The sequence below is a fragment of the Nocardiopsis sp. NPDC058631 genome (assembly GCF_042716955.1).
Lineage (GTDB): Bacteria > Actinomycetota > Actinomycetes > Streptosporangiales > Streptosporangiaceae > Nocardiopsis.
The window spans coordinates 45,655-67,530 of the sequence record NZ_JBHXQY010000006.1; the positions used below are offsets into that span (position 1 = coordinate 45,655).

Annotated in this window: 17 protein-coding genes; 5 read left to right on the forward strand and 12 right to left on the reverse strand. The window is 73.4% G+C overall.

Features of this window, described 5'->3' with window-relative positions; translation table 11 throughout:
- The first annotated feature begins 243 nt into the window (after positions 1–243).
- Both ACFWTE_RS04070 and ACFWTE_RS04075 read left to right on the forward strand, forming a co-directional pair.
- On the forward strand, positions 244–327 hold the full coding sequence (locus ACFWTE_RS04070; protein ID WP_378777890.1) for a cittilin family RiPP precursor: 84 nt from the start codon (positions 244–246) through the stop codon (positions 325–327).
- A gap of 387 nt (positions 328–714) precedes the next feature.
- Positions 715–1,953, forward strand: coding sequence for a cytochrome P450 (locus tag ACFWTE_RS04075; protein ID WP_378777822.1), 1,239 nt, complete (start codon positions 715–717; stop codon positions 1,951–1,953).
- Between the two features lie 65 nt (positions 1,954–2,018).
- On the opposite strand, the gene ACFWTE_RS04080 is transcribed toward ACFWTE_RS04075, so the two are convergent.
- The 4 genes from ACFWTE_RS04080 to ACFWTE_RS04095 form a co-directional block, all read right to left on the reverse strand.
- Complete coding sequence (locus ACFWTE_RS04080) at positions 2,019–2,774, reverse strand: methyltransferase domain-containing protein (RefSeq protein ID WP_378777824.1); 756 nt, start codon at positions 2,772–2,774, stop codon at positions 2,019–2,021.
- Between the two features lie 180 nt (positions 2,775–2,954).
- A complete protein-coding gene (locus ACFWTE_RS04085; RefSeq protein WP_378777826.1) occupies positions 2,955–3,164 on the reverse strand; it encodes a hypothetical protein in 210 nt (69 codons plus the stop codon).
- Positions 3,165–3,334: 170 nt separating this feature from the next.
- Positions 3,335–3,853, reverse strand: coding sequence for a pyridoxamine 5'-phosphate oxidase family protein (locus ACFWTE_RS04090; protein ID WP_378777827.1), 519 nt, complete (start codon positions 3,851–3,853; stop codon positions 3,335–3,337).
- A gap of 57 nt (positions 3,854–3,910) precedes the next feature.
- Positions 3,911–5,107 carry a multidrug effflux MFS transporter gene (locus ACFWTE_RS04095; protein WP_378777891.1) on the reverse strand — a complete coding sequence of 399 codons (1,197 nt, stop codon included), beginning with the start codon at positions 5,105–5,107 and terminating at the stop codon, positions 3,911–3,913.
- A gap of 827 nt (positions 5,108–5,934) precedes the next feature.
- Between ACFWTE_RS04095 and ACFWTE_RS04100 the strand changes: the two genes are divergently transcribed.
- The gene (locus ACFWTE_RS04100; RefSeq protein ID WP_378777829.1) at positions 5,935–7,254 is read left to right on the forward strand and encodes a GAF domain-containing protein; all 1,320 of its coding nucleotides are present in this window, start codon (positions 5,935–5,937) and stop codon (positions 7,252–7,254) included.
- Between the two features lie 302 nt (positions 7,255–7,556).
- On the opposite strand, the gene ACFWTE_RS04105 is transcribed toward ACFWTE_RS04100, so the two are convergent.
- On the reverse strand, positions 7,557–8,171 hold the full coding sequence (locus tag ACFWTE_RS04105; RefSeq protein WP_378777831.1) for a hypothetical protein: 615 nt from the start codon (positions 8,169–8,171) through the stop codon (positions 7,557–7,559).
- A gap of 556 nt (positions 8,172–8,727) precedes the next feature.
- Here ACFWTE_RS04105 and ACFWTE_RS04110 point away from each other — a divergent pair.
- Both ACFWTE_RS04110 and ACFWTE_RS04115 read left to right on the forward strand, forming a co-directional pair.
- Positions 8,728–9,960: a PLP-dependent aminotransferase family protein gene (locus tag ACFWTE_RS04110; RefSeq protein ID WP_378777892.1), complete on the forward strand. Its 1,233-nt coding sequence runs from the start codon at positions 8,728–8,730 to the stop codon at positions 9,958–9,960.
- 27 nt (positions 9,961–9,987) lie between these two features.
- Entirely contained in the window at positions 9,988–10,968 is a 981-nt protein-coding gene (locus ACFWTE_RS04115) for a D-alanine--D-alanine ligase (protein WP_378777833.1), read from the forward strand.
- Between the two features lie 126 nt (positions 10,969–11,094).
- Here ACFWTE_RS04115 and ACFWTE_RS04120 read toward each other — a convergent pair whose 3' ends face one another.
- The 7 genes from ACFWTE_RS04120 to ACFWTE_RS04150 form a co-directional block, all read right to left on the reverse strand.
- Positions 11,095–12,090, reverse strand: a complete 996-nt coding sequence (locus ACFWTE_RS04120; protein WP_378777835.1) for an FAD binding domain-containing protein — start codon at positions 12,088–12,090, stop codon at positions 11,095–11,097.
- Positions 12,087–14,765 carry a molybdopterin-dependent oxidoreductase gene (locus ACFWTE_RS04125; RefSeq protein ID WP_378777837.1) on the reverse strand — a complete coding sequence of 893 codons (2,679 nt, stop codon included), beginning with the start codon at positions 14,763–14,765 and terminating at the stop codon, positions 12,087–12,089. The genes ACFWTE_RS04120 and ACFWTE_RS04125 overlap by 4 nt, the downstream gene beginning before the upstream one ends.
- A gap of 181 nt (positions 14,766–14,946) precedes the next feature.
- Positions 14,947–16,389 carry an NCS2 family permease gene (locus ACFWTE_RS04130; RefSeq protein WP_378777839.1) on the reverse strand — a complete coding sequence of 481 codons (1,443 nt, stop codon included), beginning with the start codon at positions 16,387–16,389 and terminating at the stop codon, positions 14,947–14,949.
- Positions 16,390–16,602: 213 nt separating this feature from the next.
- Positions 16,603–19,035, reverse strand: a complete 2,433-nt coding sequence (locus ACFWTE_RS04135; protein WP_378777840.1) for a molybdopterin cofactor-binding domain-containing protein — start codon at positions 19,033–19,035, stop codon at positions 16,603–16,605.
- Positions 19,035–20,417 (reverse strand): 8-oxoguanine deaminase, encoded by a 1,383-nt coding sequence (locus ACFWTE_RS04140; protein WP_378777843.1) that lies wholly within the window; start codon positions 20,415–20,417, stop codon positions 19,035–19,037. Before ACFWTE_RS04140 ends, ACFWTE_RS04135 begins: the two co-directional genes overlap by 1 nt.
- On the reverse strand, positions 20,414–20,944 hold the full coding sequence (locus ACFWTE_RS04145; protein ID WP_378777845.1) for a (2Fe-2S)-binding protein: 531 nt from the start codon (positions 20,942–20,944) through the stop codon (positions 20,414–20,416). Before ACFWTE_RS04145 ends, ACFWTE_RS04140 begins: the two co-directional genes overlap by 4 nt.
- Positions 20,935–21,804, reverse strand: a complete 870-nt coding sequence (locus tag ACFWTE_RS04150) for an FAD binding domain-containing protein (RefSeq protein WP_378777847.1) — start codon at positions 21,802–21,804, stop codon at positions 20,935–20,937. The genes ACFWTE_RS04145 and ACFWTE_RS04150 overlap by 10 nt, the downstream gene beginning before the upstream one ends.
- Positions 21,805–21,876: the final 72 nt, after the last annotated feature.

A 21,876-nucleotide genomic window follows, 5' to 3' on the forward strand; every position in this document is an offset into this window, starting at 1 on the left:
ACGGTCGTACGCTACGGCAGTCCCCGTCACCCGCGTCAAACCGGGGGCCGGAACGTACCGGGTGCCAGGTGTGGGCGGGCGGACCCGCGGGCCCGCACGGACCTGACCGCGGCGCCACCCGCGGCTTACCTTCGCACCTACGATCGCTCACTCTCCCGCCACTGCCTCGGGCGGCGGGGCCCCGCGTAGTGTTCAGCAGATCGCCCGGAGCCACCGGGCAACCCCGCAGAAGGGAACGAACCGATGAGGAAATTCGCCTACCGCATCGCCGCCAGGCTGGGCATCGTCGACAGCGAGCGCCTGACCCGTCCCTACATCTACTACTAGGGCGTGGTCCGTGGATGCTTTCGGTTGACTCGGCGCTTGCGCCGATCGACGCGGGCGGCTGCCAGGCCATCTCTCGCAGGATGAGTAGCTCAGGTCAGCCCGGGTGTGGCTGTCCGAGCGCGTTCGGCGCAGCGAGAGGCAGCCTGGGGGACGCGAGCCCGGAATGATCCGCGGAACACGGCCTGGGCCACCGCCCTCGCCTCCCGGGCATCCGAGGCCGCCCCGCAGGGCGTGACCGCCGACGTAACCGGGCTCCTACGGGCACCCGAACCCCCCCGAGGCCACGAACCGGTCCGGTCACCGGACCCCGGTACCTGACCCCGCCGCTCTCAGGGCCCGTGCCGATCCTCCGGGGCACGGGCCCGCCGCCACCCCAGGACGGACCCGATGACGGCCACGTACACCGCCCCTCCGGGGCCCCGGGGAGGGCGCGGCACGGCCAACGCCGCCGACTACGCCCTGGACCCCCTCGGCTTCCTCACCCGGGCGGTGCGCGAGTTCGGCGACGTCGTCTCCCTCACCCCCTCCAACGTGCTCCTGGCCCACCCCGACGACATCGGCCGCGTCCTGGTCGACCGCGGTGAGAACGTCGTCAAGATCAGCGACGGCACACGCCGGGGGCCCACCGGCTTCCCCCTCGCCATGATGAACAGCGAGGGAGCGGACTGGGAGCGCAAACGTGCTCGGCTCCGCCCGGCCTTTCGCAGCGAACGCCTCGCACACCTGGAGGAGGCCGCGCGGGAGGGCGTCGCCCGCACGGTCGGATCGTGGGCCGAGGGGCAGACCATCGACGTGCACCACGAGATGTCACGCCTGGCCATGCTGGTGGGCGCGACCCACATCGCGGGCCGCGAACCCGGTGAGCACGGCGAGGCCCTGGCGCGTGCGGTGGCGGCCATCATGCGGCTCACGTCCTCCCCGCGCCTGCCCGCGTGGCTGCCGACCCGCGTCAACCGCGACCTGCGGCGGTCCCTGCGGACTCTGGACGACACCCTCGCCACACTGGTCCGGGAGCACGGGGAGGACGGCACCGGGACCGCACTGGGCGCCCTCCTCGCGGACGGGCCGCCCTTCGAGGAGGTCCGGGACGAGCTCGCCACCCTGCTGATGTCGGGCTACGAGACCACGGCGGACGCCCTGACCTGGCTCCTCCACCTTCTGGGGCGCAACCCGCAGGCGGGCGCCCGGATGGGGGAGGAGGGGTTCGCGCCTGCCGCGGCCAAGGAGGCCATCCGCCTCTACCCGCCGGCGTGGGTGATGAGCCGGGAGACCGTGCGCCCGTTCGAGGTGGGCGGCCACACCCTCCCCCCGGGGACCGTCCTCGGTCTCAGCCAGTGGGTGACCCACCGGGACGAGCGGTGGTTCCCGCAGGCAGGGGAGTTCCGACCCGAGCGCTGGCTCGCGGGGGGACCCGCCCACCGGTACGCCTACTTCCCCTTCGGGGCGGGGCCGCGCGGCTGCGTCGGAGCGTCGATGGCCCTGCGCGAGGTGCAGGTGATCGCCGCGGAACTGTACGCCAGGGTGCGGCTGGAACCCGTGGAACCGGAGGCTGTACGGCCGCGTCCGGCCCTCGCGCTCCAGCCCCTGGGTGTGCGTGCGGTGGTCCGGACGGTGTCACCGAGCTGAGTACGCGGTGCCCGGTGCGCCCCCGCGCACCTTTCCCACGGCCGGGCGCACACCGCCGACGCCCTCTAACGTCCGGCGCTGACCAGGAGGAACGGGATCGCGACGAACAGCCGCCCCTCTTCGGCGCGTCCGCGCTGTTCGCCCACCCACGCGGCCGCCCGCTCCGCGGGGACCGCTCCCGCCGCCACGGCCGCGGACGCCAGTCCGGTGAGCATGGGCAGGACCTCCGCATCGGTGAACAGCAGCACCCTCCCCTCCACCTCCACGCGCCTGAAACCCGACTCCATCAGAAGGGCGCGCTGGCGGCGCGGCGCACGGGGGTCGGGCATGCCGTCGGCGTAGGAGGCGACGATCGCACGGGTCAGCACCGGGTCGGCCGAGTCCACCATGTACGCGTCCCAGTCCTGGCCGAGCAGGACGAGGCGGCCCTCCGGGGCCAGGACCCGCCGGGCCTCGGCGAGCGCGCGTGCGGGGTCGCCGAGGGAGTGGAACACCTTCTCCGCCCGGTAGCCCTGGACGCTGCCGTCGGCGAGGGGGAGCGCGTAGGCGTCGCCGTGTCGGAACTCCGGACCGGGGTGGCGCTCACGGGCGGTGTCGAGCATGCGCTCGTCGAGGTCCACACCGACCACGTGCGGCCCCGCGGCGGCGATCTCGGCCGCCGCGCGCCCCGCGCCGCAGCCCACGTCCACGACAGTGTCGTCGGGGCCCGCGCGCAGGAGCTCCCGCGCGCGGGAGCGCAGCCCCGTCGCCTCCGGCGTGAGGTCGAATCGGTCCAGCCGGGCCAGAAGCCGGTCGGTGTCCGCAAGGTCGGGAGTCGGCATGGATGGGAGTGTGCGGCCTCGCCGGTGGTACGGCAAGACCCCTTCCCCGCCCCACCGTGGACCGGGTGCCCTTCGGCGGAGGGGTCGAACTGCCCCCTCCCCGGTCGGGGGAAGGGGCAGTTCCGGCAACGCCGAAGCCGCGCACACCCGGGGGGTGTGCGCGGCTCCATGGAAGAAGGACTACTCGGAGGGCTCGGGGACCGAGGGGCACTCGATCGTCGGGTTGACCCCGAAGTAGTTGAGGGGACCGACGAAAACGGTCCCCACGGTGTGGCCCAGGGTCGAACACGAGGCCTCATCCGAGTTGAACAGTCCGCGCTGGAACGCGGCGAACAGTCCGATGAGCAGCCACAACACGACCAATGTCGAAAGAACGATCCGTCCGCGCACTTTTTGCCTCCAAAGGGGGTGAGCTAAGGGGATGAGCTGGTGAGGCTGCGTTGCTGCGAAGGAGACCTACCTGCGAGACGAGACGTTTCATCCGCCCGGCCCACCTGGTCGGATCGTGACCCGGGTGAGTCCGCGCCGGGACCTGCGGCCGCCGCGTGCCCGTCCGGGGCTCAGGGCCACACGTCGAAACGCCACCGCGTCGGCCCGTGGGGCAGATCCCCGCTCGGGAATGCGAACACTGTCGACATTACCAGGGCGAACACCCCATAGGGCGGTGGGCCCGCGGTCGGCGCACCTGCGGGGCCGGTCAGCTCGCCGTCGCCGGGCACCGGCTTCCAACCATGGCGTTCGGCGTACGCGCGGGCGACCCGCCCCAGCCTCTCGGGGTCCCGCACCGTCTCGACGGACCCCTCCACCACCACGTCCATCCGCCCCGCGCCGAACGCCAGGCTCACCTGGGGCGAGTCGGCCATCAGACGCGACTTGGCCGACTCCTGCCCGGAGGCGAAGCAGGGCTGTCCGTCGACCCACACGACCAGTACCGGCCGCGTGTGCGGGCGGCCGTCCGGCCGGGCCACCGTCAGCCAGGACGTCCCGGCGCTCTCCTCCAGGTGGGGGAGCACTTGCGCCCACACACCGGGGGGCTCACCGGTCAGGGACTCGGCCTTGGGGTCCGGAAAAGCGAACACGACACACTCCTCTGGGCTCTGACGTGGACAGACCAGGGTAGCCGGAGGGGCCGACACTCATGCGGCGGGCGCCACCCGCCGGGCGCGCAGCGCGAAGCCGACGAAGACCGCGGCCGCGCCGACGGCGGTGGCGAGCATGACCGTCGTCATGCTGGACAGGGTCACCGGACCGGTCATCCCCGCGGTGGCGGCGAGTCCGGACCCGATGCCGAACTGGAGCGTGCCCAACAGGGCCGAGCCGCTTCCGGCGATCCGGGGCGGCTGCCCGTTCAGGGCCAGCGCGGTCGCGTTCGGCGACACCAGGCCGGTGAACACCATCATCACGAACAGGGCGGCGGTCACCGTCACCAGGTCGGCGAGGCCCGCGGTGTCCAACACCGCGAGGGCGGCCACCGACAGGATCGACCCGCCCAGCCCGAGGAGCAGACGGCGGTGGATCTCCACCCTCCGGATCAGGAAGGCGTTCACCTGGTTGCCGAGGATCATCCCGAGCGTGGTCACCGCGAACACCAGGCTGAACTCCTGGGCACTCGCTCCGAACCGCGACTGCGACACGAAGGAGAACGTCGAGATGTAGGTGAAGCTCATACCGAAGCTCAGCGCGAGCGTGAGGGTCGGGCCCGTGAAGCGGACGTCGCGGAGCAGGCCGCCGAACACGCGCAGCTGCGCGCGCGGGCTCACCCGCTGGCGCTCCTCGGGGGGCAGGCTCTCGGGCAGCCCGAACAGGACCAGCCCGAAGGTCAGCAGGCCCGCGGCGCCGAGCACCCCGAACAGCAGCTGCCAGGAGCCGAGGAAGAGCAGCTGGCCGCCGAGCACCGGACCGAGCATCGGGGCCAGCCCGGCGATCAGCACGAGCCGGGAGAAGAAGGTGGCGGCGGCGTCGCCGTCGAACACGTCGCGCACGATCGCGCGGGAGACCACCAGCCCGGCGGCCGCGGACAGCCCCTGGAGGAAGCGCAGCGCGCTGAACGCCTCCACGCTCGACACCAGGGCGATGGCGAACGTGGTGGCGGTGAACAGGCCGATACCCGCCAGGAGTGGGAGGCGGCGCCCCCACCGGTCGCTGAGGGGCCCGATGACCAGCTGTCCCAGGGCGAGCCCCGCCATCACCGAGGTCAGGGTGAGCTTGACAGCGGCCTCGCTGGCGCCGAGGTCGGCGGAGATCTGGGGCAGCGCGGGCAGGTAGAGGTCGGTGGCGAGCGGGCCGAGCGCGGACAGCACGCCCAGGACGACCACGAGCAGCAGCGCGCGCAGGCGCGTCGGCCGGGTGCCGCCGTGCCGGGTACCGCTCCGGGCGTCGGCGTTCCGGACGGCAGTGTCCTGGACAGCACCGTTCCGGACGGCGGTCTCCTGGACGTCGGTCGGGGCGCCCGTCGGGGCACGGCGCTTCGGACGCACGGAAAGAAGGGTCACAGGGGCTCCAGCACAGGGAAGGGCAAGGACGGAGAGAACCGGGGAGGTGCTCGGGCGCCGTGAACCGCCTTCGGGCGGGGCACCCTCGAAGAAGTCCCACGCGGGGACACTCCCGGCTCCAACACGGGACCGGGGCGCCGCAGTCCTGGCTTGACCTGGTGATCCGCGTGATCCGTGTTACGTGGCGCGATCACCCCGGTGGAACGCGGATCCGGTGGCCTGTGACGGTGCCCATGCGGGTGGGGCCGCCGTCCGGCCCGGGAGCGGCCGGGCCGGGTTCCTGTGGGTCTTCGCCACGCTTCGGCCTCCGGAGGGCCGTGGGCGCACCGAGGCCGGGGAACCCGGGGCGGCCCGCGCGTACCGATGCACGGCGAAAGCGCACGTGCGCCATCACGTCCCGCACCCTCCCACCTGCGGTCCTTCGTGCGGGCATGGCCGCTTTCGGCCAACCGCACGGTTCGGGGCGTGCCGTGGCCGATCCTGGTGACGCCGCCCCGGCGGGTGCTCCGGCCGTTCCGCGCACCGCGTGCCCGTTGTTGGACGGCGGAAGCGGAAGCTCTGTGCCGGATGTGCCTCCGAAACGTGCGTGTGTCCCGGTTTCCTCACCTTGCCGGAGCCCAACCAGGACACTTGGTATCTCCTTTGCGAACCTGAAGTCAGGGGGTCACATGTCGTTTCCTCCACTGGACACGGCGCTGCCAGTCGGGGCCGACGCCCGCGAGCACGCGCTCATGCTCCGCAGGGTGCACGAGGCCTCGCTCACCGGACGTCCCGCACCCGCTCCGCTGCGTCCGGTCATCGAGGACTCCTGGGGAAGGATGCGCGGCTTCGGCATCGACCCCGACAGCGCGCCGCCCCCGAGGGTGGCGCGTGTGGACGAGCTCCAGCGCACACGCGACGCCTCCCCGATCGCGGCGGTCCTCCCGCTCATCCGCCGGTCGCTGGTCTCGGTCGCGGACGAGGCCGACCACATCATGCTGGTCGCCGACGCCTCGGGACAGGTCCTGTGGCGGGAGGGCTCGCACCGCATGCGGTCGGTCGGCGACCGGGTCGGGCTGGTCGAGGGGGCCTTCTGGAACGAGGGCAGTACGGGCACCAACGCCATCGGAACCGCCCTGGTCGTGGGCCGCCCCGTCCAGGTCTACTCGGCCGAGCACTTCGTCCGGAACCTGCACACGCTGACCTGTGCCTGCGCGCCCATCCACGACCCCCGCGACGGGCGCCTGCTCGGCGCCATCGACGTCACCGGACCCGTCTGCACCATCCACCCGGCGACCCTGGCTCTGGTCAGCGCCGTGGCGCAGCTCGCGGAGGCCCACCTCCAGGGGATCCACCACACGCACCTGGAACGGCTCCGCTCGGTGGCCGCGCCCCTCCTGGCCGGGATGAGCGAGCGCGCACTGGTCGTGGACGACGCGGGGTGGACGGCCGCCGCCGTCCACATGGAGCCGGTCCGCAGGGTCCTGCTGCCCACGCAACGGGACACCGGGACGGCCTGGCTGCCCGCGCTGGGGGAATGCGCGCTGGAGCCCCTCCCGGGAGGCTGGCTGGTACGCCCCCGCCCGGAACGGGAGGAAGGCGGCGCCACGGTCACCCTGGACCTGACCCGCCCCGCCCCCACGGTGGCGGTCGCCGGAACCAGCGGGGAGTGGACGCACCGGCTCACACCGCGCCACGCGGAGCTGCTGCTGTTGCTGGCGGGCCACCGCGAGGGGCGTACGGGCGCCCAGCTGTCGCAGGCCGTGTTCGGCGCGGGCGGGCACGTCGTGACGGTGCGCGCCGAACTCTCCCGCCTCCGCCGCCACCTGGGCGGCATCATCGAGAGCCGCCCCTACCGGTTCAGCGAGGAGGTCTCGGTGCGGGTCGTCGCCCCCTCCTCTCCGTCCGACCTGCTGCCAGGGTCGGTGGCGCCCGGAGTGCGGGACCTGCGCGCGGCACTGCAGTCGGACGACAGGCCGGTTGCCCTGAGCGACGTCATCGCAACCTAGTGCAACCGTTGCGGCTCGTCCGCGGGTGCGGTGGACTGTGCCTGCGCGGCCCGACCGGGGCCGGTCACCGGGCCGGAGAGGGCTCGGGGCCGGGGACCGGTCCGCCTGCACGTTCACGACCTTCGGGCCTTGAGGGGGGCCACGGGGAGGAACGTACGTGCTGCAGGGCCCAGGTGGTCCCCGGGGTGTCGGGGGAGCCCCCGGGGTCACCGCGCACCGTGGCGGGACGTCCCCGAGGTGGTCTCCTCCGGGGCGTCCCGTCGCACACACGCCGCGGTGGAAGCGGACCAGGGGCGCGGGCGCTACTCGTCGGCCTCCTCGACGTTCTCCGCCTTCTCCTTCCCCGCGTCCTGGCCGCCGGGCACCTGCTCCCCGGCCTCCTTGGCCGCGGGAGAGCACTGGAAGCAGTCCATGGCGAAGACCTCCGCGCCGTCGATGCTGCCGGTGAAGCTTCCGGGCAGGCTGTCGTCGCCGGCCTCGCGCTCGGCCATCGCCGTGCGCAGGAGCCGCCCCACGAACACCGCCTGCGCGCCGTCCTCCGTCTCACCGCTGCAGTGGACCTCCAGGCGTCCGCCGCGCGGCTCGGGGGAGGCGGGTGCCTCGAACCCCTCCGTTCCGGCGGTCCGGTTCGCACCCGGGGTGCCGGAGTCGGACGGTGGCGCGGACGGCTCCTGCCGCGGGCGGCTGCCGCACGTCAGACCGCCCGGGACGGGGTGCCCCTCGCGGGCGAAGGCGCGCTCCGCCGCCGGGCGCAGGACCGTCGCGGACAGGGCGTCGGCCGCCCGCTCCAGTTCCACCTGTGCCGTGTCGGCCTCCATGTCGCGCGCGCCGAACGAGCAGGACGTCGCGAGCACCCCGCCCAGGACGAGCACGGCGAACGGAACGGTGGCGGTGGCGGTGGTCGAGCGGACTCTCATGGCTTCCCCCTGGAATGTCGGACCGGACGCGGCCCCACAGGTGCGTGTCCCACGCAACCAATGTCACCGATGGGAAGGATGGGATCTATGTCCGACTCAGGCGAAAAGAGTGAACAGTTCCTCATGTTCTCGTCATCCCCGCGTGAGTCGTCTCCGCGTGGTGGGTACCCACGAGGGGACGATTCGGGACGAAGTGGTTGGGGGTGACCGGTGTGGCGAACAGCACGGATGGCTCTTCCCCCCGGACCCGAGCCCGTGGGCTGGGCTACACTCAGCACATTTACCGAATCGTGTTCACCCACGGCTCAACCGACCCGACCATCTCGCCCGGCCCCGGCGGCCCAGCCGCCACGGGAACACCGTGTGAACCACGGGGACGTCGGGGGCGTCGTACCGGCAGACCACATCCGGGTCCCGGCCGACACCCCGTCGACCCTTCAGACCGTCCTTCCTTCGGAGGTGGACCGTGTCCGCTGACCACCGAGAGCAGCAGCCCGCGCAACAGGGCTCGCGCATCGACCCCCACATCGGCCGTTACGCACGTCGAGCACAGGGCATGGTCGCATCCGAGGTCAGGGCACTCTTCGCGGTGGCGTCCCGGCCGGAGATCGTCTCCCTCGCGGGCGGGATGCCCAACGTCGCGGCCCTCCCCCTCGACCAGATCGGTGAACTGGTCAGGGATGTCGTCTCCGAGGAGGGCGCGGCCGCGCTCCAGTACGGATCGGCCCAGGGCGACCCGGTCCTGCGAGAGCAGCTCTGCGAGTACATGACGCTCGAAGGCATCACCGCCAGCCCCGAGAACGTCATCGTCACCGTCGGCTCCCAGCAGGCACTCGACCTCCTCACCCGCGTGTTCGTCGACCCGGGCGACATCGTCCTCACCGAGGCCCCCACCTACGTCACCGCGATCAACACCTTCGCCGCCTTCCAGGCCGACATCCGCCACGTGGCCATGGACGACCAGGGCGTCCTCCCCTCCGAGCTGGAGGAGGCACTCGTCCGCGCCGAGCTGGACGGCCGACCGGTCAAGTTCTTCTACACCGTCCCCAACTTCCAGAACCCCGCCGGCATCACCATGAGCGCCGAACGGCGCACCCAGGTGGTCGAGGCCTGCAGGCGCCACGACGTGCTCATCATCGAGGACAACCCCTACGGCCTGCTGCGCTACGACGGCGAACCACAGCCCACCCTGTACTCGCAGAGCGAGGGCAACGTCATCTACCTCGGGTCGCTGTCCAAGACCCTCTCCCCGGGACTGCGCATCGGCTGGGCGCTCGCACCCTCCGCAGTACGCGCCAAGCTCGTCCTGGCCGCGGAGTCGGCGATGCTCAGCCACTCGACGTTCAACCAGCTGGTGGTGCGCCGCTACCTCCACACCTTCCCGTGGCGCGAGCAGATCAAGGTGTTCAACACCATGTACAGCGAGCGACGCGACGCGATGCTCAACGCGCTGACCGCGATGATGCCCGCCGGGTGCACCTGGACCAAGCCCGAGGGCGGATTCTTCGTCTGGGCGACCCTGCCCGAGGGCATCGACGCCAAGGCGATGCTCCCCCGGGCGGTCACCGAGCGGGTCGCCTACGTTCCCGGCACCGGTTTCTACGCCGACGGCCGGGGACGCGACAGCATGAGGCTCAGCTTCTGCTTCCCCACCCCCGAACAGATCCGCGAGGGTGTGCGCCGCCTCGTCGGAGCCATCGAGGGGGAGGTCGACCTGCGTGATACGTTCGGCACCACCCTGGTCCCGAGCACCGAGGGCCACCAGGCGCCCGCTCCTGACCTGCCCTGACACCCCCGAGCAAGGGCTCCAAGCACCATGACCGCAGCACAGAAGGAGGTCCGCGCCGTGGCCGACCTTGACCGGGTCCTCGTTCTCGCGGGAGGACTGTCCCCCGAACACGAGGTGAGTGTCCACTCCGGGCGCAGCGTCGCCGAGGCGTTGCGCCGACTGGACGTGGAGGTCCAGGTCGCCGACGTCGACTCCACACTGCTCGACCGCCTCGCCGAGGACCCGCCGCAGGTCGTCTTCCCCGTCCTGCACGGGTCGGCCGGCGAGGACGGCGCCATCCGCGAGGTCCTGGAACTGGTCGGCGTGCCCTACGTGGGCGCCCGGCCCTCCGCCTGCCGCCTGGCCTACTCCAAGCCCGCGGCCAAGGCCCTGCTCGCCGAGCAGGGCGTGCGGGTGCCGCGCGGCGCGGCGCTGCCCAAGTCGGCGTTCCACGACCTGGGCGCCCCCGCGCTCCTCGACCGGCTCGCCGAGCGCCTGGGACTGCCGCTGTTCGTCAAGCCCGACAAGGGCGGGTCGGCCTTCGGCGCCGCCCCGGTCGCCTCGGTGCAGGACCTGTCGGCCGCACTGGTCTCCTGCTTCGCCTACAGCGACTCGGCCCTGGTCGAGGAGCAGGTCCAGGGCACCGAGCTCGCCGTGGGGGTCCTGGACACCGGCGACGGCCCGGTGGCCCTGCCACCGGTCGAGATCGTGCCGGACGGGGGCGTGTACGACTACGCCGCCCGCTACACCGCCGGTCGCACCGAGTTCTTCTGCCCGGCCCGCCTGGACGCGGACGCCGTCGCCGCGGCCAAGGAGGTGGCGCTGACCGCGCACCGTGTCCTGGGACTGCGGGACTTCTCCCGCACCGACCTCATCGTCCGCGCGGACGGCCGGGCCACGTTCCTGGAGACCAACGTCGCGCCGGGGCTGACCGAGACCTCCACGTTCCCGATGGCGGCGGCCGCCGCCGGCCTGGACTTCGCGGTCGTGTGCCGCGAACTCGCCCATCAGGCGCTGATGCGCGGCTGATCCCCGGCCACCCGGCCACGGGCCCCGCCGATCGGCGGGGCCCGCCGTGCGCGCGGCCGCGGGCCAGGACGCCCGCGCCACCCGGACGGATTCGCCCTGGCAAGGGCCCGACGAGGGCCCGAGGACTCAGGACGAGGGGACTCCCAGCGCCCGTTCGAGCACGTCGAGCACGGTGGCACGCAACAGGTCAACCTTGTACCCCGTGGAGGGGAGCGGGGAGCACAGCTCGGCCAGACCGGCCAGGGCGTCCGCCACCTCCGGACCCGGTGCCCGGCCGGGGAGCGACCCGACCAGGGCCGACTCCACCCCGGGCAGCCTCAGCGGGGTCCGGGCCACACCGCCGACCGCCACCGCTGCCCGGGACACCGGCCCCGTGCCGTCCCCGCCGCACTCCAGGCGGACCACGGCCTCCACCAGCGGCCACTCCGCCCGGGACCGCCCGGTCGCCCGCCGGTACGCGGCGCGCTCGCCCCGCACGGGAACCGGGAGCGTCACCGCCACCAGCACCCGGCCGGGCGCCAGCACGTGGTCGCGGGTGGGATCCGACCCGTCGTACAGGTCGGCGAGGGGCATCTCCGGACCGGTTCCGCCGGCCCCGGCGACCAGAACCGACGCGTCGTAGGCCAGCAGGGCCGCCGCCAGCGACGACGGGTGCGGGGCCGCGCACGGGCCCTGGTCCACGACCACCCCGTACAGGTGGTCGCCCGCGCGCGCGGGGCAGGAGTGCCCTCCCGTCTGGAAGCAGTCGAAGGCCGGGTTGCGCAGGTACCAGCACCGGTTGCGCTGCAACAGGTTCCCGCCCAGGGTCGCGGCGTCGCGTACCTGCGGTGTGGCCAGGACCCGGGCCGTGGCGGCCAGCGCGGGGTAGGCCTCCACCAGCCCCGGGTTCGTGGCCAGCTCGCCGACACCCGTCAGCGCGCCCAACCTGGCTGAGCCGTCGGGGCGCCAGTCCACACCGCGCAGCTCACCCACCCCGGTCAGGTCCACCACCGGGGCGGGGCCGAGGACGCCCGTGCCCAGGCAGGCGGTCAGGTCGGTGCCCCCGGCGCGCGGGAGCGCACCCGTCCCGTCCAGCCCCTCCAGCGCCTCGCCCAGTGTTCCGGGCCGTGTGACGGCGGTCATCGCAGTCCTCCGATCAGTCGGTCGGGTCGGATCGGCAGCTCGTGCGGCCGCCAGCCGGTGGCGTCGTGCACGGCGTTGGCCAGGGCGGCCGCCACACCGACGACCGACACCTCCCCGAGGCCGACCCCGCCGCCCGCGACGTGCTCGAACCCGCCCTCGTGGAAGTACACCTCGGTCTCGGGCACGTCGCCCATCCCCGGAATCCGGTAGTCCTCCATGTTGTCGGTGAGCAGTACCCCCGTGGCCGGGTCGTGGCGCCGCTCCTCGAACAGCGCGTACCCCACACCCTGGACGACCGCCCCCTCGCACTGGTTGCGGGCCAGCCGTTCGGCGTACACGCGGCCCGCGGCGATCCCCGCCCAGCACCGGGTCGGCCGCACCCCGCCCAGAAGGGTGTCCACCTCCACCTCCATCACGTGGACGGCGCCGCTGAGGCCCCGGCCCAGGGCCAGGTCGCCGCCCATGTCCGGGGTGAGCCGGCCCCAGCGGTCCCGGCCGCGCCCGCCCGTCACCCGCACGCCCTCGGCGTGGACGAGGGCCTCCTTGAACGCGTGCTCGGGTATCGGACCGACGGCGGGCACGGACGGGGAACGCTCCCTCAGCGCGCTGCGCAGCCGGTCGGCGGCCTGCACCGCGGCGGGCCCCATCGAGGTGGTCGTGCGCGAGCCGTACGACCCGGTGCCGTGCACCGGCCCGCTGCGCCCGATCTCCACCCGCAGCCCCGGGGAGGGAATCCCCAGCCGCTCGGCGACCGACTCGGCGAGCACCGTGCGGATTCCGGTGCCGATGTCCTGGGTGGACGAGCGCACCACCACCGTGCCCCCCTCCACCGACAGTTCGACCTGGGCCTGCGGTGCGATGAGGTACATCCAGTTCGCGGCGGCCACGCCCACCCCGCGCCGGAAGCGGCCCGTGCGCGGTCCGCGCGGCCGGTTCCGCCACAGGTCGAGCCGCGCCGCACGCCGGTAGAGGGCGCGCCGCTTGGGGTTGCCGTCCCAGCGGGCCCGTAGGGCCAGCGGGTCCTCGCCCAGCCGGTGCGCCATCGTGTCGACGGCCTGCTCCAGCGCCCACGCCATGGGCGGTCCGCCCGGGCCGCGCATGGGCATCCCGGGGGGCAGGTTGGTGACCACGTCGAAGTCGCGGACCCGGCGGGGCGCGCGCCCGTACATCAGGAACGCGAGCGCGGCCGTCGAGGAGCCGACCGACACACCGCCCTCACCGACGGAGTCCACGCTCATCGCGGACAGGTTCCCGCTCCGGTCGGCGAGCAGCGCCACACGGGTCCTGGCACCGGGCCGGTGCCCCGCGTCGGTCAGCTCCTCGGAGCGGTCGAACACGACCCGCACGGGTGCGCGGGCGACCCTGGCCAGCTCCACCGACGCCACGATGTCGGCGGACAGGGCGTTCTTGGCCCCGAACCCGCCGCCGACGAACTCACTGACCACGTGCACCCGGTCCAGCGGCAGCCCCCAGCGCCGCGCGGCCCGCTCCGCGGTCTTGGCCACGGCCTGGGTGGACACGCGCAGGTACAGGTCGCCACCGGGCTCCCAGAAGGCCACGCACACGTGCGGTTCCAGGGGGTTGTGCGCCTGCGAGGCGGTCGTGAACTCCCCGGAGACCAGCAGCGGGTCACCGGACCGGGCGGCGCGGCGCAGGCGGCGCACGGCGGTGGGGCCGCGCCAGCTCAGGGTGCCGGGGCCGCGCACGTTGCCCGTCCAGGGGGCCGGGGGAGTGGGGGCCTCGCCGTAGCTGGGCGCGGATGCCCGCTCCTCCTTGGTCGTGTAGAGGACCGGGGCGCCGGGTGTGCGTGCGGCCCCGGCGTCGAGCACGGCGGGCAGCGGGTCGTAGTCGACCCGGACGGCGGCCGCGGCCGCACGGGCCCCGCCGGAGGTCGGCGCGGCGACGGCGGCGATCGGCTGGCCGACGTAGCGGACGGTGCGGTCGTCGCCGAGCAGGTCCGTGAACACGGGTGTGTCCTCCGGGGCGGTCGCGGCGGCCCCCGCCGTGCCGTCCGCGGGGCCCCCGGGCGCCGGGACGCCGGAGCGCGCGGTTCCCGGGTGGACGGCGCGCACGCGGGCGTGGGCGTGTGTCGAGCGGACGATCACCCCCTCCCAGTGCCCGTGCGGTGCCAGGTCGGCGCTGAACCGGGCCCGGCCGGTGACCTTGTCGAGGGCGTCGCGGCGGGGAGGCTCCCGGTCGGGCACGGCGTCGAACTCCCCGGCGCAGGCGGCGGCCACGGCGGCGAAGATTCCCTCGTAGGCGCCGCACCGGCACAGGTGGCCCGACAGCGCGTCGGCGATCGTGTCGCGGTCGGGGCGGCTGTCGCCGTGGTCGGCACGCCAGGTGTCGACGAAGACGGAGGAGGAGACGACCAGCCCCGGAGTGCAGTAACCGCACTGGAGCGCGTCGTGGGCCGCGAAGGCGTACTGGACGGGGTGGGTTCCGCCCAGCCCCTCCACCGTGGTGACGGTGCGGCCCGCCAGGCGGTCGGAGGGCAGGAGGCAGGAGACGGTGGGGGAGCCGTCGACGAGGATCGTGCAGGCGCCGCAGACGCCGCTGCCGCAGGCGATCTTGGTGCCGGTGAGGCCGAGGCCGTCGCGTACGTGTTCGGCGGAGGTGGTGTCGGGATCGCGGGGTGCGGGGTGCCGTGCGCCGTTGACCGTGACGTCGTCCATGGGTGTCCGTCCCTGGTGCGCATGAAAGTTGTCAATGTCAACTTAGGGGTGGCTCCAGCGCACTGTCAACGAAATCCGGACGCCGGCGGGCGCGGGCCGCCCCTGTGTCTTCGCCGACGGCGGCGGGGCCGGTGCGCACCCCCGTGCGCGCCGACCCCGCCGGAGGAGCCCCGGGAACGGGTCACAGGCCCAGCGCGTGCATCGAGAAGTGGAACACGAACACGGCGCTCAGCGCCCACATCAGCCACCCCACCTCGCGGAACCGGCCCCGCGCCGACCTGAGGACGGTGTAGGCGATGATCCCGATCCCGATACCGCTCGCGATGTTGTAGGCGAACGGCATGATCGCGATCGTCAGGAACGCCGGAATCGCCACGGACATGTCGTCCCAGTCGATGTCGCGGATCTGCGTCATCATCAGGGCGCCCACCAGCACCATGGCCACCGACGCGGCCTGGGCCGGGACGATCGCGAACACCGGCGCGAACACGATCGCGGTGAGGAAGAGCAGGCCCGTGACCACGCTGGCCAGCCCGGTCCTGGCGCCCTCGCTCACCCCCGCCGTCGACTCCACGAACACCAGGGTGGCCGAGGAGCTGGTCAGGCCGCCGACCACGGCCCCGGTACCGTCCGTGGCCAGGATCTGGTTGACCCGCGGCATGTTCCCGGAGGCGTCGGAGATCTCGGCCTTGGCGCCGATGGCCAGGATGGTGCCGACGGCGTCGAAGAACCCGGCCAGGACGAGGGTGAACAGGATGACCCCCGCGGCGGTGGGCCCGGCCGTCGCCCAGGCCCCGAACATGTCCACCTGGAACAGCAGCCCGAAGTCGGGCACCGCCACCGGGCTCGCGGGCAGCTGGGGAGCCCCGCCGCCCCAGTCCTGCGGGGTCAGGCCCAGGGAGTGGTGGACCACGACGGCCATCAGCGTGGCCCCCACGATCCCGTAGAAGATCGCGCCGGAGACCCCGCGCGCCAGCAGCACACCGGCCAGGACCAGGCCGCACACGAACACCAGCAGCGGCCAGCCGAGGAGGTGGCCGCCGTCTCCGGAGGCGCCGATCTGGAGCAGGCTGTCACCGTCGCCCCTGCTGACGAAGCCGGCGTTGGACAGGCCGATCAGCGAGACGAAGAGGCCGATGCCCACGCCGATCGCCAGCTTGAGGTTGTGCGGCAGCGCGTTCATCACGGCGGTGCGCACACCGGTGACGACCATCGCGATGATGGCGATGCCCTGCCACACGACCAGGCCCATCACCTCGGGCCAGGACATGACCGGGGCGGCCTGGTAGGCGACGACCGCCATCACCCCCAGGGCGGCGGCGCAGGCGATCGGGGCGCGTCCGACCACCCCCATCATGATCGTGACGAGGCCCGCGGCCAGGGCGGTCACGGTGGTCAGCTGCGCGGCGGAGAGGGTGTCCCCGTTCACGTCGGCGACGCCGCTCAAAATGATCGGGTTCAGGACGATGATGTACGCCATCGCCATGAACGTGGTGAGACCGCCCCGGACCTCGCGGGCGATGCTGGAGCCGCGCTCACTGACGAAGAAGAAGCGGTCGAGCCAGGATCGACCTGTGGCGGATGCGGGCTGTTCACGCTTCTGGGCGCGCTCACTTCGGGGCATGTCCCCTCCTGGAGGGAAACGGGGTGACCTGGAGCCACCTTGGGTGAGGGGGGTGCTACTCGTAGTAGTCACTTGAGGGTCGGCTCCAGGACGGCGGTGTCCTGGGCGTCGACCGGCCGCGGCCTCCGCGCCGCGCAACCCGGAAGGAACGGGGAGCGGGAACAGGGACCACGGGGGCGCGGCGGGGCTCCCCGCCCACCGCGCCCCGGCGGGCTACAGGTCGATGCCCACGATGTCCTCCGGGCGCACCGGCGCGTGCGTCAGCGGGCGGCCCGTGGCGGCGCGCACCGCCGCCACGACCGCCGGGGTCGACGACAGGGTCGGCGGCTCACCCGCGCCACGCAGCCCGTACGGCGCGTGCGGGTCCGGGTGCTCCAGGACCTCGATCCGCATCGGCGGCGTGTCCAGGATCGTCGGGATCAGGTAGTCGGTGAACGACGGATTGCGGATCACGCCGTCCTCGACCAGGATCTCCTCCATCAGCGCCAGACCGAGGCCCTGGGCGGACCCGCCCTGGATCTGACCGACCAGCTGCTGCGGATGCATCGCCCTGCCGACGTCCTGCACCGCGTCCAGGGCCACCACCTTCACCAGGCCAAGGTCCACGTCCACGTCCACCACGGCGCGGTGGACGCACATCCCGAACTGGGTGTGGGAGTCCCCCTGCCCCAGCTGCGGGTCGAGCATCTCGGTGGGCCGGTGGTGGAACTCGCGGGTCTCCTCGACCACCGCACCGCCCTGACCGGCCTCGCCGAGCAGGTCCGCCAGGGACACCAGCGCGCCGGCCGTCGCCGACACCACCTTGCCGCCGGACAGGGCCAGCTCGGTGTCCGCCAGGCCCTCGGGCACGAACCCGCGCTCGCGGGCCAGCCCGAACACCGCGGCGCGCACCGACGCGCAGGCCGTCTTGACGGCGCCGCCCGTCATGTACGACTGGCGCGAGGCGGAGGAGGACCCGGCCGAGCCCACCTGGGTGTCGGAGGGATGGATGACGACCTTCTCCACACCCAGCTCGGTCCGGGCGATCTGCCCCTTGACCGTCACCAGCCCCTGGCCGACCTCGGCCGCGGCGGTGTGCACCATCACCACGGGCTCACCGGCCACGACCTCCAGCCGCACCCGGGCGGTGGAGTAGTCGTCGAAACCCTCCGAGAAGCACAGGTTCTTCAACCCCACCCCGTAGCCCACACCGCGCACCACGCCCTCGCCGCGCGTGGTGCCCGCCACCCCGCCCGGCAGGGTGCGCAGGTCACCGGGGTCCGCCAGTGCCTCCCGCCCGGGCGGCATCGGCAGGTCGCGGCAGCGCTCCAGCATCTCCACCATGGGCAGCGGCATGTCGATCTCCTGGCCCGTGATGAGCCGCGAGCCCTGCGACATGGCGTTCCGGATCCGCAGGTCCACCGGGTGCAGACCCAGCCCGTCCGCCAGCTTGTCCATCTGCGACTCGTAGGCGAAGCACGCCTGCACGGCGCCGAACCCGCGCATCGCGCCGCAGGGCGGGTTGTTGGTGTACACGCCGTAGGCGTCCACCAGCACGTTGGGCACCTCGTAGGGGCCGATGCCCAGCGAGGAGGCCACACCCACCACAGCGGGGGTGGCCGACGCGTAGGCGCCGCCGTCCACGACGACCTCCGCCGTCGCGTACAGCAGCCTTCCGTCGGACGTGGCGCCGTGCTCGTAGCGCATCTTCGCGGGATGCCTGTGCACGTGCCCGTAGAAGGACTCCTCGCGGTTGTACACGAACTTGACCGGCTTGCCGGTGCGCAGTGCCAGCAGGCACGCGTGGATCTGCATGGACAGGTCCTCGCGGGCGCCGAACGCCCCGCCCACACCGGCCAGGGTCAGCCGCACCTTGTCCTGCGCCAGCCCCAGGGCCGGGGCGATCTGCCGCTGGTCCACGTGCAGCCACTGGGTGGCCACGTACAGGTCCACCCCGCCGTCCTCGGCCGGCACCGCCATCCCCGACTCCGGGCCCAGGAAGGCCTGGTCCTGCATGCCCACCTCGTACTCGGTGGACACCACCACGGCGGCCTCGGCCCGCAACCGCTCCAGCACCGCGCCCTCGCGGCCGGCCGACCCGGCCGCCTCCGCGAACGCCCCCGTGCGGATCGGCTGGTGGCGCAGCCGGTTGCCGCGCTGGTTGTACTCGGGGTGGTCGGGCAGCGAACCCGCCTCGTGCACCAGGGGGCAGTCCGGGTCCATCGCCGCGCGCCGGGAGTCGCTGACCGGCGCCAGCACCGCGTAGTCCACCCGGATGCGCTCCATCGCGCGCCGGGCCGTCTCCGGGTGGTCGGCGGCCACCACCGCCACCGGCTCGCCCTTGTAGCGCACCTTGTCGAAGGCCAGCACGGGCTGGTCCTCGAACTCCAGCCCGTAGCGCTTCCGGCCGGGAACGTCCTCGTGGGTGAGCACGGCGTGCACGCCCGGCACCTTCAGCGCCTCGGTGATGTCGATGCCGCGGATCTGCGCGTGCGGGTGGGGGCTGCGCAGGGTCGCCCCCCACAACATGTCCTCCATCCACATGTCCGAGGAGTACGCGAACTCGCCGGTGACCTTCAGAGTCCCGTCGGGGCGCCGCGGGCTCGCGCCCACCCCGTCCTTCGTGGTGCTGGTCAGGTCCGTCACTGTACGGGTCGTCGCCGCCATCAGCGGTTCACCTCCTGGGTCAGGGCGCGGTGCGCGGCCCGGCCGCGCGCGGCGGCCGTCTCGGCGGACAGGGTGCGCAGCTCACCGCGGTCGACGACGGTGTTCCCGCCGACCCAGAGCCGCTCCAGGGGCGGGGTGGGACCGAAGACCGCCGCCACCACCGGATCGGCGACGACGTCGTAACCGAACCCGTCCACCCGCCACAGGGCGATGTCGGCGAGCTTGCCGACCGTCAGCGAGCCCAGTTCCGCATCGCGGCCCAGCACCCTGGCACCGCCCAGGGTGGCCATCTCCAGGGCCTGCCGGGCGCTGAGCGCCTGCGGCCCCCTGCGGGCACGGGCCATCAGCAGCGCCTGGTGCATCTCCCCGGCCAGCGGGGTCAACTCGCTGGAGGCGGGACCGTCCACGCCCAGACCGACCGGGACACCCGCGTCCAGCAGTTCGGTGACACGGCAGATACCCGCGCCCAGGCGGGCGTTGGAGGTGGGGCAGTGCGCGATGCCGGTGCCTGTCGCCGCGATCCTTCCGATCGCCGCGTCCGACAGGTGCACGGCGTGCGCGAACCACACGTCCGGGCCCAGCCAGCCCAGCTTCTCCGCGTACTCCACGGGGGTGCACCCGAACTCGGCCAGGCACTGCTCCTCCTCGTCGAGGGTCTCCGCCAGGTGGGTGTGCATCCGCACCCCCTTGTCCCTGGCCAGCGCGGCGCCCTCCACCATCAGCTCCCGCGACACCGAGAACGGCGAGCACGGGGCCACCGCCACCCGCGTCATGGCGTCGCCGGCCCGGTCGTGGTAGGCGTCGATCGCCGCGGCCGTCCCGGCGAGGGCGCCCTCCAGCGTCTCCACGACGCCGTCCGGAGGCAACCCGCCCTGGCTCTTGCCGCGGTCCATCGACCCCCGGGCCAGGTCCAGCCGCACGCCCACCTCGCGAGCGGCCTCCACCTCCGCGGCCACGATGTCGCCGCGCCCGGACGGGTGGATGTAGTGGTGGTCGGAGGCGGTCGTGCACCCCGACAGCGCCAGGTGCGCGAGCCCGGCCGAGGTCGTCCCCGACACCACACCGGCGTCCAACCGGCCCCAGATCTCGTAGGACCCCACCAGCCACTCGAAGAGCGTGCCGTCGGCGAACAGGCCCTGTGTCGCCCACTGGTACAGGTGGTTGTGGGTGTTCACCAGGCCCGGCGTGACCAGGCACCCGCGCCCGTCCACCCGCTCGGCGCCCGGCGCGTCGGGCGCCGGACCGGCGCCCACGGCGGCGATCCGCCCCTCACGCACCACCACGTGGCCGCCGGCGTACTCCGCCCCGTCCACGGTGACCACGTGCGCACCCTCGATGACCACGGACCGGCCGGTCCCCGTCGCCGCGTCCGTCCCGCTCATGCGCCGCCCCCGGCATCCGGACCCGCGGTCGCGACCCGGCGCTGCGCCGCCAGGTGCACCGCCTCGATGATCTTCTCGTACCCGGTGCACCGGCACAGGTTGCCCGCCAGCGCCTCCCGGATCTCGGCGTCGCCCGGCGCCGGCCGCCCCGCACCCACGGTGCGCTCCAGCAGGTCGTCGGTCTGCACGAGCAGGCCCGGCGTGCAGAAGCCGCACTGGACGGCGCCGGCCTCCACGAACGCGTCCTGCACAGTGTTCAGCTCACGTTCGGTGCCCTTGCCGGAGCCCTCCGCCAGACCCTCCACGGTGCGCACCCGGCGCCCCTCCGCCTGACCGGCGGCGATCATGCACGAGCACGCCGTCACGCCGTCGAAGTAGACCGTGCACGAACCGCACTCGCCCTGCTCGCACGCGTTCTTGCTGCCCGGCAGGCCCAACCGCTCACGCAGCACGTACAGCAGGCTCTCACCCGGCCACACGTTGTCGGCGGTCACGTCCTCGCCGTTGACGTTGAAACTCACGCGCATCGCGTGGCTCCCTTCCGGTAGTCGGTGACGGACCAGCTCAGCGCGCGACGCGCCATCACCGACAGCGCGTGCCTGCGGTACTCCGCGCTGCCCCGCTGGTCGTCGATGGGTCGGGCCGCGGCGGCCACCAGTTCGCCGAAGCGGCGCACGGCCGCCTCGGGGAGCGGTGCGCCGTTCTCCCAGTCGAACTCCGCGGCCAGGAACTCCTCGGCCGCCTCCGCGCGCAGGGGGGTGGGGCCCGCCGAACCCAGGCCGGTGCCCACGGACCTGTGCTCGGCGTCCAGGGCCAGGGAGAACGAGGTCACCGCGATGACCATCGCGTTGCGCGTGCCGATCTTGGCGAACTGCTGGGGTCCGGACGGCGCGGGCAGCAGGACCGCTGTGATCAGCTCGTCGTCCTGCCGGGCCGTCGTGCGGAAGGACAGGTAGAACTCGCGGGCGGGCACCCGGCGCCTTCCCCGTACCGACGCCAGCTCGATCACGGCGTCCGTGGCCAGCAGCGGCGGGTGGGCCTCCCCGGCAGGGGAGGCGCCCCCCAGGTTGCCGCCCACGGTCCCCCGGTTGCGGATCTGGGGCGAGGCCACCGACCGGGAGGCCTTGGCCAGCGCCGGTGCCGCAGCGGACAGGTTCTCGATGATCCGTGTGTAGGGCACACCCGCCCCGAGACGGGTGCGGCCGTCCTCGGCCCCCCACTCGGACAGTTCGGGGATCCGGGTCAGGTCGATCAGGGCGGCCGGGCGCCGCTTGTCGAAGTTGAGTTCCACCATGACGTCGGTGCCGCCCATGATGGGCACCCCGTCAGGGTGGGCGCTCTTCGCTTCGAGCGCCTCCTCCAGTGTGGAGGGGCTCAGGAATTCCATGCTGGTCCTCGTCGTCGGGGTTCGTCAGGTCGTCGGCGGGCGCGCAACCCCTGGTCGGTCCATCGCTGTTGT

What these genes read in the sequence shown, in the direction of transcription:
- ACFWTE_RS04140 (WP_378777843.1), bottom strand. Translation starts at nt 20,417, where the DNA reads ATGAGCGGGACGGACGCGGCGACGGGGACCGGCCGGTCCGTGGTCATC.
- ACFWTE_RS04110 (WP_378777892.1), top strand. Translation starts at nt 8,728, where the DNA reads ATGGTCGCATCCGAGGTCAGGGCACTCTTCGCGGTGGCGTCCCGGCCG.
- ACFWTE_RS04145 (WP_378777845.1), bottom strand. Translation starts at nt 20,944, where the DNA reads ATGCGCGTGAGTTTCAACGTCAACGGCGAGGACGTGACCGCCGACAAC.
- ACFWTE_RS04115 (WP_378777833.1), top strand. Translation starts at nt 9,988, where the DNA reads ATGACCGCAGCACAGAAGGAGGTCCGCGCCGTGGCCGACCTTGACCGG.
- ACFWTE_RS04120 (WP_378777835.1), bottom strand. Translation starts at nt 12,090, where the DNA reads ATGACCGCCGTCACACGGCCCGGAACACTGGGCGAGGCGCTGGAGGGG.
- ACFWTE_RS04125 (WP_378777837.1), bottom strand. Translation starts at nt 14,765, where the DNA reads ATGGACGACGTCACGGTCAACGGCGCACGGCACCCCGCACCCCGCGAT.
- ACFWTE_RS04130 (WP_378777839.1), bottom strand. Translation starts at nt 16,389, where the DNA reads ATGCCCCGAAGTGAGCGCGCCCAGAAGCGTGAACAGCCCGCATCCGCC.
- ACFWTE_RS04070 (WP_378777890.1), top strand. Translation starts at nt 244, where the DNA reads ATGAGGAAATTCGCCTACCGCATCGCCGCCAGGCTGGGCATCGTCGAC.
- ACFWTE_RS04105 (WP_378777831.1), bottom strand. Translation starts at nt 8,171, where the DNA reads ATGAGAGTCCGCTCGACCACCGCCACCGCCACCGTTCCGTTCGCCGTG.
- ACFWTE_RS04100 (WP_378777829.1), top strand. Translation starts at nt 5,935, where the DNA reads ATGTCGTTTCCTCCACTGGACACGGCGCTGCCAGTCGGGGCCGACGCC.
- ACFWTE_RS04135 (WP_378777840.1), bottom strand. Translation starts at nt 19,035, where the DNA reads ATGGCGGCGACGACCCGTACAGTGACGGACCTGACCAGCACCACGAAG.
- ACFWTE_RS04150 (WP_378777847.1), bottom strand. Translation starts at nt 21,804, where the DNA reads ATGGAATTCCTGAGCCCCTCCACACTGGAGGAGGCGCTCGAAGCGAAG.
- ACFWTE_RS04080 (WP_378777824.1), bottom strand. Translation starts at nt 2,774, where the DNA reads ATGCCGACTCCCGACCTTGCGGACACCGACCGGCTTCTGGCCCGGCTG.
- ACFWTE_RS04075 (WP_378777822.1), top strand. Translation starts at nt 715, where the DNA reads ATGACGGCCACGTACACCGCCCCTCCGGGGCCCCGGGGAGGGCGCGGC.